Raw genomic sequence first — 14,571 nt, forward strand, 5'->3', positions numbered from 1 at the left:
TTCCCTCCATGGAAGCTTTCTGCTCAAAATCCCTCGCTTTCGGGGAAACCGAAATGTACACTTGCCGTATCGGAATTGCAATGCTGTGTCGCGCTATCGTGTCGCAAGCTATCGTGTCGCAAGCGAAGGGATCCCCGAAATGGACTTCGCGGGATTCCCAAGGCAGATTCGGCCGCACTACATCAGGGAAGGCTCACGGCCGACAGCCGAGATGCAAGCATCAACACTTTCACGCGTCGGCATGTGCACTTCGATGTTGGTTCCATGTTCCTCAACGGAGTCCTATCTGTTGAGACTGCAATACTGGGCAAGTATCGAATGTTGCATTTCTCTCGAGAGCATCGGCATGTTGCGACAAGACGCCCATATGTACTCGGGCTGATTTCGTCTCACGTGGAGTGTAGAACAGATTTGCATGAAACGGTGGATCGTTCTATTACTTTGCGGTTTTTTCTCTCCCCCCATTTCCGTAGTTTTCTCCCCATGCTCACCATCATCGCACCCTCGCCTGATCATAAGCGCATCTATCGTGTCGCCTCGCTCGCCGCCGGCACAGTGCATCGGGCGTCGGAGGTGCTTGCGGTTGCGTCGGGCAAGGGCGTCAACGCCGTGCGGGCGTTGGGCTGCATCGGCGCCGAGGTGAAGCTCGTCACTCCGGCCGGACAAGCCTTCCATGACGCCCTGCTGCAAGACGCATCCCTGGAGGGCGCGCAGCTCGAGGTCATAAAGGTTGCGCTACCCACGCGCTGCTGCGTCACCTTGCTCAGCGAGGACGGCATGGCAACGGAAATCGTGCAGGAGGCCGCGCCGATGTCCGAGGATGAGGCCGCGCAGTTCGTCGCACACAGTCTCGCCGCCGTAAACAAAGCTTCCGCGCTGCTGCTGGCTGGCTCCATCCCATCGGGCGTGCCGGGGGATCTCTACGAACAGTGCGGGCGGCTTGCTAGCGAGCGGGGCATTTACGCGGTCGTGGATGCGCATGGCGTGGCGCTGCAATCCGCGCTGCGCGGCGGACCGTCTGTGGTGAAGATTACGCGATCCGAGCTTGCCGATACACTAGAACTGCGGCGTGAAGATCTGGACGTCCCATCCGCCTGCTCCGCGCTGCGCGGCCTGGGAGCCCGCCACATCGTGCTTACCGACGGCGGCGGACCCGTGACCATCGTGGAGGAGGACGGCACGGTGTTCTCTCTTGCTCCGGAAACTGTAAAGGTGGTCAACGCGGTCGGCTCGGGTGATGCAATGAGCGCCGGTATTACGCTGGCCCTGGGTCGGGGGCAGGATTTGCGGCATGCCATCGAACTCGGAATGCGCATGGGATCCGCCAATGCGGCGACGCTCATACCAGGAGAGCTGCCGGTGGATTTCACCGAGATCACAAGCCCGGAGTGATCACCCCGAGTCCCGGTGACAGAACTATTCGTCCATCACGGACGTTGTGCTAGATTGTGCAGAAAGGATACGGAATGCAGGAAGACGAAATTCTCGGAAAAGCGTACGACAGCCGTTTGATGAAGCGTCTGCTGATTTACGCACGGCCGTACGCACCGCATATTGTGGGCGCGATTTTGCTCACGATATTTATCTCGGCGCTGAGCCCCCTGCGTCCTTACCTCACAAAAATCGCAATCGACGATTACATCAGCGTGGGGGACAGCGACGGCCTGCTGCTCATTGTCATGCTGCTGTTCGCATCATTGCTCGTTCAGGGTGCGGCGCAGTATTTCATGACGTACTTCACGCAGTGGATCGGTCAGCGCATTATCGTGGATGTGCGCATGCAGATTTTCACCAAGCTGCAGCGGCTGGCTTTGCGTTTTTTCGATCGCAATCCCGTCGGACGCCTCGTGACACGCGTCACCAACGATGTGGAAGTGCTCAACGAGATGTTCTCCTCCGGTCTCGTGACGGTATTCGCCGATGTGTTCATCCTCATCTGGATTGTGGTGTTCATGTTCAGCATCAACTGGGTGTTGGCGCTGGTCACGCTCAGTGTCATTCCGTTTCTGGTGTACGGAACATTTCTCTTCCGCCGCAAGGTGCGCGAGACGTATCGGGCCGTGCGCTACGAAGTGGCCAGACTGAACAGCTTCATGCAGGAGCGCGTGTCGGGGATATCCACGATGCAGCTTTTCGGAAAGGAGAAAAAGGAGTATGATACCTTTGACGGCATCAACAAGGCCCATGCCGAAGCGAATATCAAATCCGTGTTTTACTACGCGGTGTTTTTCCCGGGGGTGGAATTCATCAGCTCGCTCGCGGTTGCGTTGATAGTATGGTATGCCGGCGGTGAGATTCTCGCGGGTCTTATGAGCGTCGGTACGATGATATCCTTCATCCAGTACACGGAAATGTTTTTCCGTCCCATACGCGATTTGTCGGAAAAGTATAACATCATGCAGACGGCCATGGCGTCGTCCGAGCGCATTTTCAAGATGCTTGATGATGACACCATCATTCCGGAACCCGCGGCGGATCGCGCGCGTCCGCTGCCGCGTATCGAGGACATAGCGTTCACCAACGTCAGGTTCGCCTACAACAAGGACGAATGGGTGCTGCGGGATGTGTCGTTCAGCATTCCGCGCGGCAGCACGATAGCCATTGTCGGCGCTACCGGAGCGGGGAAGAGTACCATCATCAATCTTCTTTGCCGCTTCTACGATATACAGGAAGGGAGTATTACCGTTGGCGGCACGGACATACGCGATGTGTATATCGCGGATCTTCGCCAGCATATCGGCATTGTGCTTCAGGATGTGTTTCTGTTCGCGGGAAGTATGCGCAACAATATCACGCTCGGCGACGAGAGTATCAGCGGCGAACGCGTGGAGGAGGTGTCGCGACTGGTCGGTATCGACCGCTTCATCGAGCGCTTGCCGGATCGTTACGAGTCGGAGATCAGGGAAAGGGGCGGTTCCCTTTCCGTCGGTCAGAAGCAATTGCTCGCTTTTGCACGCGCACTCGCGTTTGACCCGGAGCTGCTGATCCTCGACGAAGCGACATCGAGCGTTGACACGGAATCCGAACTGCTTATTCAACAAGCCATCGCCACACTGCTCAAGGGTCGCACATCCGTCGTCATCGCACACCGCCTCTCCACTATACAAAACGCTGACATTATTCTCGTGATGCACAAGGGCCAGATACGCGAGCGCGGTACGCATCAGGAATTGCTGGCGCAGAAGGGGATATATTACCGGCTGTATCAGCTGCAATACAAAGACCAGGAGACCACAGAAAAGACAGAAAAAACAGAAAAGAGGGAGGTGCTGTCGTCATGAGTTATGCAGATTCGTGAGATGTTACGGGTGCATCATCGTGGACAAGCTTCGAAGAAAGTGTGACCACAGAAGGGACAGAAAAAACAGTGACCACAGAAAAGACAGAAGAAACAGTGACCACAGAAAAGACAGAAGAAACAGTGACCACAGAAAAGACAGAAAAAACAGAAAAGAGGGAGGTGCTGTCGTCATGAGTTATGCAGATTCGTGAGATGTTACGGGTGCATCATCGTGGACAAGCTTCGAAGAAAGAGTGACCACAGAAGGGACAGAAAAAACAGTGACCACAGAAAAGACAGAAGAAACAGTGACCACAGAAAGGACAGAAAAAGCAGAAAAGAGGGAGGTGCTGTCGTCATGAGTTATGCAGATTCGTGAGATGTTACGGGTGCATCATCGTGGACAAGCTTCGAAGAAAGAGTGACCACAGAAGGGACAGAAAAAACAGTGACCACAGAAAAAACAGAAAAAGCAGAAAAGAGGGAGGTGCTGCCGTCATGAGTTCATTGGTGAGATCTTACATGTGCATCATCGTGGACAAGCTTCGGAGTCAGTAAGCCCCATCTTGTCCATTCTCGTGGCGATGAATTTCTGCATTTGAGAGACAGGTGATTACGGTTATCTTTTCCGTACTGCAGCCACAGAAGGGGATTATCGGTGGTTACATCAAGAATTCATTTTGCAGAGGGAGATTTGTGATGACGGATGAAGAGTATTTTCCCTATAAGGACGAGGGCTACCGTATTCTGGGAGCCGCATTTGAAGTCTACAGGAGGATCGGAAACGGATTCGGAGAAGGGGTGTATCAGGAAGCACTTGCTATAGAATTCAGTCTTCGAGACATTCCCTTCGAGGAGCAGCCGCGGCTCCATATCGAGTACAAGGGTACACAGCTTCGACGGACGTTTGTACCGGATTTCATTTGTTTTGATGCCATCATCGTTGAAATCAAAGCGGTTACCCTGCTCAACGATTTGCATCGGTCTCAGCTTTTCAACTATCTGAAGGCTTCACGATTCATTCTGGGCTATGTGCTAAATTTTGGTCATGAACCACTTCTCGAACATGACAGAAAGCTTTGTACCTGGTAAACCCGAGTCGCGCATGGCGTAGGGACGGGCCAACATTCTGTTCCGATAGGATTGAGTGAGGATAGCTGGAAAGCCGTGTCGCAAAACGGTGGGGAACCGTCTCATTCCTACCCCGAATCACCTAATGGACAGTAGCTCGATCAATGCCGTGCTTTAATGACAGTACTTTTCCTGATTCCAGCATATTCTGTCCTCTTCTGTTCTTATTCTCTTCTTTTCTCTTCTTTTCTCTTCTTTTCTCTTCTTTTCTGTCTTTTCTGTCTTTTCTGTCTTTTCTGTGGTTTCTGTGGTTTCTGTGGTCTCAGCGGAGGCGATTCCTGTCGTCCCAGATCGGATACAGCAGGCGATAGTCTCCGAAGCCGGACTCGTCGATGAAGACGAAGCGCCGGTTGATGTCGTAATACTCCCACACCTCGTAGGGGCGTTCGTCGGCGCTGAGAGGGTTACGATCGATGTAATCGGGTGCGCCATACATGATATAGGTCATGCCGCGATCGGTTTTCCAGCCGTCGAGGTAATGGCCGAACTGCTGATTTGCGAATGCGACACGGTTGTAGTACTCGATCATAGCGGTGTTGGTCTTCGAACCGGGCGCGGGATTGCGGCGTTCCCAGAACTCCTCGAAGCGCCGGCGCTTTTCCTGCTCGTCTTCAGCGTCGCGTATGAAGCGGAGTTCCTCACTCGTTGCATAATAACGCAATTGATCTATGGCCACATCCAGATCGACAGCGGAAATGGGAGCGCCGGCGGTGAGCCACTCGATGATGAATTGCCGTTCCACTGCGGCCAATACACTCGTACCCGCGCTGTCGTCACCGCGGCGCAGTGTGGCCTTCAGTATATAACTGCCTATGCCGAGTCCGGAACTTCCGATGTTTGCGAGAAAGGTGTTCCTTCCCTGCTTGAGCGGTTGTGTATCGCGTTTGGAAAAGACCTCGCGACCCTGCCGCGTGATGGAATAGGTGATATCCACCGCGTTCAGTTTGAAGGGATTGTACACTTCGTAAAACAAGTCGAAACCATTCTCGAGTGCGGCTACATTGGGATTGATCTGTGGGGAAATCTGCCTCTTGATGCCGACGTTTTCCACATTACGAACGAGCATGAGATCGCTGATGCCGAGGAGATTCTGATCATAGCGCTGCACGGTGAAACTACGGGACTGACGGAATTCCTTGCGCGATTCCCTATCCTCGAACAGCACTTCGATCTGGTACTTACCCGGGTCGAGTTTCAGTGTGCGCTGGCTGAGGTCATAATGCGCCGAGCTGGTCGTGCGCTCAAAACTCAGAAGCTCCACCTTGCGCTCCCAGGTCTCCTCTCGGACCAGACGCGCATTGTCCGGTTCATACACCAGCACGGTGATGGTATACCCGCTTATATAGAATTCCTGGTTCTTCACGAAGGTGAGCAGATCATTCGGAACATGCACATAGACGTCCACGCGCCCATGAAGACCGAACTCATCGTATTCCGCAAAATTCAGAATATCGAAATAAAACGGCTGAACGCGCATGCTATGGACCGTTTTGGCTTCGCTGCTCCCTGAGTCCTGCGCGTGCAAGAGATGCCCGCACGCAGTGATGATGAGCAAGGCTACGAGAAGGGAAATCGTGTGCCGACGGGGCATATTCACCTCCGGAGTGTCGCGACGAGATCGTATTCCGCCGCTTCAGTGATGACCGCATCGACGAAATCTCCAATGGGTGGAGGTCCGTCAAATTCGTTGACTGAAATGAGAACTTCATTGTCCACCTCGGGCGCATCGAACTCGGTACGGCCGATGGCGAATTCTCCTTCCACCGCGTCGAGGAGGATACGGAGTTGCTGCCCGATGCGCTGGTCGTTTTTCTTCGCCGAAATACCACTTTGCAGATCCATGATAGCGTCGCGACGTTCTTCCTTGACGGAGCGCGGGACAGGATCGCCGAGTATCCAGGACGAGGTATTTTCCTCCTGGGAATAGAGAAAAACACCGAGCCGATCAAATTCGGTTTGACGCACGAAATCGTAGAGCGTCTCGAAAGCGGCATCCGTTTCACCGGGATACCCGACGATCAGCGTGGTCCTGATGGCGATGCCGGGGACGCGCTTGCGCATTTCCTCCAGCAGTTCTTCGGTGGCACGACGAGTGATACCGCGCCGCATGGACTTGAGAACGGCGTCGTCGATGTGCTGTATCGGTATGTCAATGTAGCGGCACAGCGCGTCGCGCTCTCTGATGATATCGAGCGTCCCGAGCGGAAAATGTGAGGGATACGCGTACATCAGGCGTATCCATTCGAGACCCTGTATGGCGGAAAGCTCGTCGAGCAGTGTGGGAAGACGCCGCTCTCCGTACAGATCGAGACCGTATGACGTGGTGTCCTGAGCTATGAGTACGAGTTCTTTGGTACCAAGGGTGCGGAGGAATTTCGCTTCATGCACAATCTCCTCCATGCGTTTCGAAACATGACCGCCCCGCATGAGAGGAATGGAGCAGAAAGAGCACGGACGGTCGCAACCTTCGGAAATTTTGAGATAGGCAGTATGCGACGGTGTGCTGAGATGCCGCTCACCGAGCAATTCCCGTTTGAAACTGCCCCCCAGTGTTTCGAGAATTGCGGCAAAATCCGTGACGCCGAAGAATTTATCCACCTCCGGAAGCTCGGCTTCGAGATCGCTGCGGTAGCGTTCCGAGAGGCAACCGGCTACGTAGAGCTGCTGTATGGTGCCGGCTTTCTTCAGTTCGGAGGCTTCGAGTATGGTATTGACCGATTCCTCTTTCGCCGCATCGATAAAGCCACAGGTGTTGATGATCACCGTATCGGCGTCGTTGGGATCATCGACAATGCTGAGTCCGTTGACGTCGAGCTGATGCATCAATACTTCTGAATCCACCGTATTTTTCGAGCAGCCGAGGGTGACGATAGAAATACGCTGGCGGGGGGATCGGGCCATGGAATACTCGTTGTTATGGAAGCGGTAAAACGGAAGCTGCCTCAGGTTCCGTCAACAGATATGCGATCGTGGCAGAACACCGTGACGCCACTGCGCTGATTGCATAACACCCAATGTTGCAGTTTTTATTCCCGGACGCAAGTCATAAGCACATCGCCCTCACCCGTTCGAGGTCGGCAGGTGTATCCACCGCCTGGGAGAGTTGCGTCGTGATACCCACGCCGATGCTCATGCCATGCTCGAGAGCGCGAAGCTGTTCGAGTTTTTCCAGCAGCTCGAGCCGTCCCTGGGGCAGAGCCGCAAAACGTAGCAGTGCCTCGCGCCGGAACGCGTAAATTCCCACATGCCTGAACCAGGGTGCCTCTGCGGCGTCTGCGTCCCGAACGTGCGGAATGGGCGCGCGCGAAAAATACATCGCGCGTCCACGTCCGTCCATCACCACCTTGACAACATTGGGATCGGCGACGTCCGCCGGTGCGTCGAGCGCGCATGCAGCGGTGCCGATGTCCACCTCCGGGTCGGCGAGAAGCGGCGCGATTGCCGCATCGAGCGTTTCCGCCGGGAGCAGTGGTTCGTCTCCCTGGACATTGACGACGATAGAGTGGGGCAGATCCCTGGCAACCCAGGCGGCGCGTTCCGATCCGGATTGCAGCGACTCGGGCGTCATGACCACTTCTCCGCCGAACGAACGGACCACGCTTTCGATGCGCATATCATCGGTTGCGACGAGTACCTGCGCGTCCGGTTGCGCGGCGATACAGCGATCGTACACATGCTGAATCATCGGCTTACCGTGGATGTCCGCCAGCGGCTTTCCAGGAAAGCGCGACGAGGCATAGCGGGCTGGAATCACGATGAGCAATGTCTGCGTGCTCATGGGTTCGTTCCGTCATGTTGCAGGGTGTCGTCGGTTTGTTGCAGAGGATTATGCCGCGACTCATGCTTCTCCCCGGCGACATGTATCCAGCGGGGCGCGGGCACGTGCGCGGCGCGTTGGAGAATATCTTCCAGGTCGGCCACGCGGGTTGGACGCGGTTCGTCCTCGCGCATTGCGGGGGAGCCCGGGGCGTGAGCAACCGCTGTGTCGCCGCCCGTCAGAGGCACGGAACGCAAAGCTTCGATGGCCTGGCGCATATCCTCCATGTCGGCACGCGTCTGGGAAAGTTCGCCGTCCGCGATGATCAGCTTCGCCAACGCAGCGGCCCGACGGGCTGCTTCATGGGAGATGGGCTGTGCCATCAGATGGACACGTCGTAAATGCGATACGTCTTGTACCGCTCTGCGTTCATCATTTTCGCTCCTCGGTTCATCATTTCGTTGTCCTCCAGAACCCAGGAGGCCTCACCGAGAAAGATACCATGCGCAGCGGCGCGTTTGAGCACCTCATAGTACATCACCGAATCCAGTCCTTTGCCGCGATATTGCGGGAGGACGCCGAGAGCGATAATTCTCCCGAGATTGATGGACTTGGTTTTGGTGGCGATGTGGTACAGCGCCGGCAGAATCGCTCCACTGCTGTTGTGTATAAGCACCTGGTTCAAGTCCGGGAGAAAGAGGGTGAAGCCGATGGGCTCACCGTCCTTCAGGAGATAGAACACCAGATCCTTGAATTTGCCGACCGCTTGTTTCAGATCGTTTGCGAGAAAATCGAACTCCGCGTCAGTCATTGCCACCGCGCCCCAATTCGCCTCCCAGATGCGATTGTAGAGGTCCTTGAGCGTCGCGGTTTCGCGTGCGAGATTACGAAAATCCACATCGCGGACACTGACGCCGTATCGATCGCGGACGATCTGTTGTCCCCGTTCCAGTTTCGGCGTAAGGACGTCGTCGTGCCGCAGGAGATACGCGTAGAGATCTTTCTCCTTTTTGAAACCGTAGGTCTCGACGAGCAGGGGATAGTAGCGGGGATTGTAGGTCATGAGGAGCACGGGGGGGCGGTCGAAACCGTCCACGAGCATCCCGATTTCATCATTGACCGAAGGATTCATCGGTCCGCGCATGGTATCCATGCCTTTTGCGCGCAGCCAGTTCGCGGCGGCGTCGAATAGCGCATCGGCGACTTCCTGCACGTTGATACACTCGAAGAAGCCGAAGAATCCCACCTTGTCGCCGTGCGTCTGGTTATGATTTCGATTCACGATGGCGGCGATGCGTCCGACAGCTTCGCCGTTGCGCTCGGCAATGAAGAGCTGCATATCCGAATGTCGGAAGAAAGGATTCTTCCTGGTATTGAGCACCTTTTTTCTGTCCATCAGGAGCGGGGGTACCCAATTCCGGTCGCCCTGATAGAATTTCCATTGCAGTTTAATGAACTTTCGTGTCCCGGCGCTGCCGGAGACGGGTTGCACAGTAATACTCATGACGTTCTCCCACATTAGTCAATGATACCGAGCTTCTTCCCGATGTCGCCGCAGATTTCAAGAATGCGGTCGAGATGCTCTTTCTCGTGCGTTGCCATGAAACTGGTACGGAGCATCTGCATGCCCTGCGGCACGCCCGGGCTTATGAACACATTGACGAAGACCCCGGCATCGAACAGTTCTTTCCAGAAAATGAAGCTCTTCATATCGTCGCCGATGATGACGGGAACGACACCGGTTTGTCCGTGCAGCACGTTGAAGCCGAGCCTCGTGAATCCGTCGCGCATGTACTGGGCGTTCGCCTGGAGCATGCCGACCAGTTCCGGTTTTTCTTCCAGAATGTCGAGTGCGGCGAGTGCGGCAGCCACACTGGCGGGCGTGGGACTGGCGCTGAAAATCAGTGCGGGGGAGTGATGCTTGATGTAGTTGATGACCGCCCGTTCCCCCACGACGAAGCCGCCGAGACTGGCGAAGGTTTTCGAGAACGTACCCATCGTCATGTCCACATCTTTTTCGAGGTCGAAATGACTCGCCGTGCCTCGTCCCCCGACACCGATAACGCCTGTCGAGTGTGCGTCGTCGATGAGAATGCGGGCATTGTACTTTTTGGCGATTTCAACGAGACGCGGCAGTTCCACGATCTCTCCGGTGGTACTGAACACGCCGTCGGAGACAATCAGCTTGCCCTTTTCCAACGGTAGTTTCGCAATGACGCGTTCGAGGTCATCCATTTCGTTGTGCTTATAACGCTCGAAATTCGCGAAAGCGCCTTTCGCCATCAGATTGCCGGCGACGATGCAGGCATGATTGTCCTTATCGGACACCACGTACTCCCCGCGCTGCACCAGCGTTGGGATAATGCCCTGCGCAGTCTGATACCCTGTGGAGAACAGCAGACAGGTCTCGGCGTTGAGGAATTTCGCCAGTCGCTCTTCAAGCTCATTGTGCAGGACGAGCGTGCCGGTGAGATAGCGGGAGCCGGAGCAGCCGGTGCCGTAGCGGCTGACCGCATCCAGTGCGGCCTGCTTGACTTTCGGATGCGCTGTGAGCCCCAGATAATTGTTCGAACCGGCCATGATGACTTTGCGTCCCTCGATGCTGACGATGGGGCCTTCGTTTTCTTCGATAGCACGAAAGTACGGGTACAGGCCGGAAGCCTTCACCTCATCCGCCCGAGTGAACGCTCTGCATTTGTCAAATAGATCCACGGAAACTCCTGGGAAAAATCTTGTAGTGGTCTTAACGATTCCTTCCATGCCCGCCTGAGGAAATAGCGGCTGTAAGATGAATCGTGATTCATTTATACGTCCAACGATTTTCAATATAGCAACGACAGAGTCGGAAATCAATGAGGAGTTGCACGATGCGTCTTGCTGTGTATTGTTGCGTCTTGGGCTTCATTCATACATCTTTTCCTGCGTCTCGTTACCCGACGGTATGATAGCCACTATCGCGGCAGGAAGTGCTCTTGCGTGGATGCGGGGAGGGCACTCCTACAGGCAGGAAATGATGTTCGTCGTGATATCCTTGTCCGGCAGCTTCGATGCTCTGCGACGGAGCACGTCCACTGCGGAGCGTGCCAGCATGCTGTGTGCCGTTGATCAGGTTCCGGAAAAATACCCGCTTGCTTCATACCCACGGACCTGACTATATTTGTTTCTCCGCCATCCTAGCTCAGTTGGTAGAGCAGCTCACTCGTAATGAGCAGGTCGTCGGTTCGAGTCCGATGGATGGCTCCAGGCCCCGCGAATGCGGGGTTTTTTTATGCTGCGCTGCCGCGATTGCCCGAGACTTCCTATATTACCACTACGCTATCGTTGTACCATCCGAGAAGTACGCACATGCCAGAAGTGATTCTTCGTTCCGCCACTCACCCCGTTTCCATTGGAAGCATGTACTGTATCGGGAGGAATTACCTACGACATATTCAGGAACTGGAAAACGAGGTGAACGCCGAACCAGTGCTTTTCCTCAAGCCCGCAGCCTCGTTGATCACCGAAGGACGCATGATAGAACTGCCTGCGTACAGCAGTGATGTGCATCACGAAACGGAACTGGTGCTGCTCATCGGACGGGAAGGACGACATATAGCGGAGGAGCAGGCCTTGGACTACCTGGCCGGCGCGGGTATCGGTCTGGATCTCACCGCGCGTGATACGCAGCAGAAGCTCAAGGAAAAGGGGTTACCGTGGACGCTCGCGAAGGGCTTTGAAACAGCGGCCTGCGTGTCGGATTTTCTTCCGCTTTCCATGCTGCCTCCCCTGGACTCGCTGCGCTTCACGTTGCAGGTAAACGGCGCGCTACGGCAAGAGGGTGATACGTCGCTCATGATATTCAGCGTACCGCGTATACTCGCCTTCATCAGTTCCATCGTGACGCTCCTTCCGGGCGACCTCATTTTTACCGGTACGCCGCATGGCGTGGCCGCGATACATGAAGGAGACGTGCTTGACCTGCGTCTGGGCGATGCGCTGCTGGCGACGTTCCGCGTGCGCGGGGAGGGGAACGAATGAACCTGCGTGCTCTGCGTGCCGGGACGACCCGCGCCCGGGTGCTCTTCGGCGTGATGATAGCCGCTCTCGCAGCCGCGCTGCTGCTGCGACCGACGCAGACCACCAGCACGGCCGGGGAGGATCCACCACCAGTGGTCTACAATCCCGCCGAGACCGAATGGGATGATTACCTCTGGCCCACCGACGCGGGCACAAAGCGCACGTCGGATTTCGCCGAGTTTCGCAAGACACATTTTCACGCCGGCATCGATGTCAGTACCGGCGGACAAATCGGATACAAGGTCTTCGCCGCACGTGATGGGTGGCTGCACGCACTGAGTTTTGAACCGGGAGGGTATGGCTGGTTTCTCGTGTTGCGCCACTACGATGGCTACTACACCTGCTATGCGCATCTCGACAGACCTGTTGAGGGTATTCTCAACGCCTGGTATCAGAAATTGAGCGCCGCGGGGCGCTCTTTCGGAGAGATCGTTTGGGCCGGTGACACGGTGCACGTGAAACGCGGAGAGTTGATCGCCTACACCGGCGATACCGGTGCCGGACCTCCGCATCTCCATTTCGAAGTGCGGGACCGCGACTATAATCCGGTGAATCCGGGTCTGTCCCGGCATTTGCGTCCTGTGGATTCGCTGCCACCGGAAGTGAAGGGCATTATGCTTGTCCCGCTCGACGCCGGCGCGACGATTGACGGGAAGTGGACCTCCAAATTGCTGACTCCGTCCGGTGCGGGAAGTGCCACGACCGTGAAAGGATTGCCGGTGTTGCGCGGGCGGGTGGGGATTCTGCTGCGCGCGCATGACCGGGCAAATGGCGCGACGGACTATCCGACGCCGTACCGCATTCGATTACTGGTGGACGGGAAGGAGTATTTTTCGTCCACCGCTCGTCGTTTTGCCGACACGCTGGGATTTCATATACGCATAGATCGCGATCATTCGCTCATGCAGGCGATGAAGGGGGAGTTCCGAAAGCTGTACCGAGAAGAGGGAAACCTGCTCGAATTCTATCTGCCCCAGTCACTCGATGCGGGAGTTCTGACCGCAGAGCGGCTCGGAGGCGGGCGGAAGGCACTGCGAATTATCGCAGAAGATCTCGCGGGGAATCAGACCTCGGTATTGATGAATGTGTCGCTTGCCTTCGATAACGCAATGCATATTGGCGGTACTGACAACCGACTCTCGCTGCGCTTACAGCGTTCTGCGGGCTGTAGCGGGATTTCCCTCGAGGATGCCTCGTCCAAAGGGAGCGCACGGCTCGCGGGTTGGAACGCACGCGAAGCGAGTGAGGGAGTGACGGTGGATCTGCAGAAATACCGCGACCGAACGTTGCGAGTCGTCAGTACGGATTCATCCGGGCATCAGCAGCTTCACGCGGTGTTTGTCGCGGGTCGTGCGGCGCCGACAGCGAGTCGGCTGAACGTCCGGCGGGAGTTCCATTTTGATGAGCTCGTCCTGGAGCTTCGACTCGCGACGCCCTTTGCTTCACCACCGGAGGTGCTGCTTTTACAGGGTGGAAGATCGGAGCGTGGCAGGGTGTATCCCCTCGACGCCGCACGGTATCGCGCCACAGTGCCTGCCTGGGAAGGACTCGACGGTATGGCGATCGTACAGGTCCGCTACGCGACGGGCGGAGAATCCCACACGTACACCGATTCACTGCGAATGACACTTGTCAGTGCCAGGAGAGGCGGCGTGTTGCGCTCCGCCGATGGCGCGTTTGCGCTCCGCTTCGCTCCCGGGGATGTGCTGCGATCCACGCTGTACACCGTTGCGCGCGTTGGAGCCGACAGCATACCAGGATATCGGGTGTATCCATCCGATATACCTCTTACGGGGAGACCGAGGGCGGAATTTGCGCGCGTCGCAGATGCCGATCACGCGTTCGTTGCCGTGCAGGCGCCGATGCGAAAGTACACCGAAGAGCGAAGGCCCGGAGTCGTTACAGCGCGCATCGGCCGCTTCGCGGGCGATTATACGCTCCTGCGGGACATGAGCGGACCATCCGTCAGCATCGACGTAGCGATGAAAAGTCGCGAACCCATACGTATCGCCGTGCGGGATTCACTTTCCGGAGTGGATCTAGCCAGTGTCATAGCGCGCATTGACGGCGTGATTGTGCCGCTGCAATTCGACGAACGTCGTTATCAGCTTTACGTACCTGCGGAGGTGTTCAAGCGACACGGCGGGAAGGAATTGACCGTCTCCGCGAGGGACAGGGTGGGGAATGAAACGAAGGTGAGCCGGAAGTTCCGTTGATTTATTCCCATTGAATTACGATTCTCGATGAAGCTGAGGAGCGAACAGGGGGATTCGTCAGTCCCGGCATCTCCCTCCCGAAGCATTCAGGCAAAATTCGTCCTGGCACATATCACCCGCCTTTAAAAAAG

The 14,571-nt window shown here is 56.1% G+C and carries 11 protein-coding genes and 1 tRNA gene; 6 read left to right on the forward strand and 6 right to left on the reverse strand.

Annotated elements, in window-relative coordinates:
• The first annotated feature begins 483 nt into the window (after positions 1–483).
• The 3 genes from M5R41_01910 (at position 484) to M5R41_01920 (ending at position 4,372) form a co-directional block, all read left to right on the forward strand.
• On the forward strand, positions 484–1,392 hold the full coding sequence (locus M5R41_01910; GenBank protein ID MCZ7555145.1) for a PfkB family carbohydrate kinase: 909 nt from the start codon (positions 484–486) through the stop codon (positions 1,390–1,392).
• Positions 1,393–1,466: 74 nt separating this feature from the next.
• Positions 1,467–3,281 carry an ABC transporter ATP-binding protein/permease gene (locus M5R41_01915; protein ID MCZ7555146.1) on the forward strand — a complete coding sequence of 605 codons (1,815 nt, stop codon included), beginning with the start codon at positions 1,467–1,469 and terminating at the stop codon, positions 3,279–3,281.
• A 698-nt stretch (positions 3,282–3,979) separates the two neighbouring features.
• Complete coding sequence (locus M5R41_01920; protein MCZ7555147.1) at positions 3,980–4,372, forward strand: GxxExxY protein; 393 nt, start codon at positions 3,980–3,982, stop codon at positions 4,370–4,372.
• 301 nt (positions 4,373–4,673) lie between these two features.
• On the opposite strand, the gene M5R41_01925 is transcribed toward M5R41_01920, so the two are convergent.
• The 6 genes from M5R41_01925 to M5R41_01950 form a co-directional block, all read right to left on the reverse strand.
• The gene (locus M5R41_01925) at positions 4,674–6,002 is read right to left on the reverse strand and encodes a GWxTD domain-containing protein (protein ID MCZ7555148.1); all 1,329 of its coding nucleotides are present in this window, start codon (positions 6,000–6,002) and stop codon (positions 4,674–4,676) included.
• 2 nt (positions 6,003–6,004) lie between these two features.
• The gene (gene rimO, locus M5R41_01930; GenBank protein ID MCZ7555149.1) at positions 6,005–7,312 is read right to left on the reverse strand and encodes a 30S ribosomal protein S12 methylthiotransferase RimO; all 1,308 of its coding nucleotides are present in this window, start codon (positions 7,310–7,312) and stop codon (positions 6,005–6,007) included.
• 142 nt (positions 7,313–7,454) lie between these two features.
• A complete protein-coding gene (kdsB, locus tag M5R41_01935) occupies positions 7,455–8,189 on the reverse strand; it encodes a 3-deoxy-manno-octulosonate cytidylyltransferase (GenBank protein MCZ7555150.1) in 735 nt (244 codons plus the stop codon).
• Positions 8,186–8,551, reverse strand: a complete 366-nt coding sequence (locus tag M5R41_01940; protein MCZ7555151.1) for a hypothetical protein — start codon at positions 8,549–8,551, stop codon at positions 8,186–8,188. Before M5R41_01940 ends, kdsB begins: the two co-directional genes overlap by 4 nt.
• Positions 8,551–9,672: a GNAT family N-acetyltransferase gene (locus tag M5R41_01945; protein MCZ7555152.1), complete on the reverse strand. Its 1,122-nt coding sequence runs from the start codon at positions 9,670–9,672 to the stop codon at positions 8,551–8,553. Before M5R41_01945 ends, M5R41_01940 begins: the two co-directional genes overlap by 1 nt.
• Positions 9,673–9,686: 14 nt before the next feature.
• Positions 9,687–10,928 carry an aminotransferase class I/II-fold pyridoxal phosphate-dependent enzyme gene (locus M5R41_01950; GenBank protein ID MCZ7555153.1) on the reverse strand — a complete coding sequence of 414 codons (1,242 nt, stop codon included), beginning with the start codon at positions 10,926–10,928 and terminating at the stop codon, positions 9,687–9,689.
• 407 nt (positions 10,929–11,335) lie between these two features.
• On the opposite strand from M5R41_01950, the gene M5R41_01955 reads away from it, so the two are divergent.
• From M5R41_01955 to M5R41_01965, 3 genes are all read left to right on the forward strand, one after another.
• A tRNA-Thr gene (locus M5R41_01955) sits at positions 11,336–11,411 on the forward strand.
• A 102-nt stretch (positions 11,412–11,513) separates the two neighbouring features.
• Positions 11,514–12,185 (forward strand): fumarylacetoacetate hydrolase family protein, encoded by a 672-nt coding sequence (locus tag M5R41_01960; protein ID MCZ7555154.1) that lies wholly within the window; start codon positions 11,514–11,516, stop codon positions 12,183–12,185.
• Complete coding sequence (locus M5R41_01965) at positions 12,182–14,440, forward strand: M23 family metallopeptidase (GenBank protein ID MCZ7555155.1); 2,259 nt, start codon at positions 12,182–12,184, stop codon at positions 14,438–14,440. Before M5R41_01960 ends, M5R41_01965 begins: the two co-directional genes overlap by 4 nt.
• The last annotated feature ends 131 nt before the right edge of the window (positions 14,441–14,571 follow it).

It is taken from the genome of Bacteroidia bacterium (assembly GCA_027493955.1).
GTDB lineage: Bacteria > Bacteroidota > Ignavibacteria > SZUA-365 > SZUA-365 > JAOSJT01.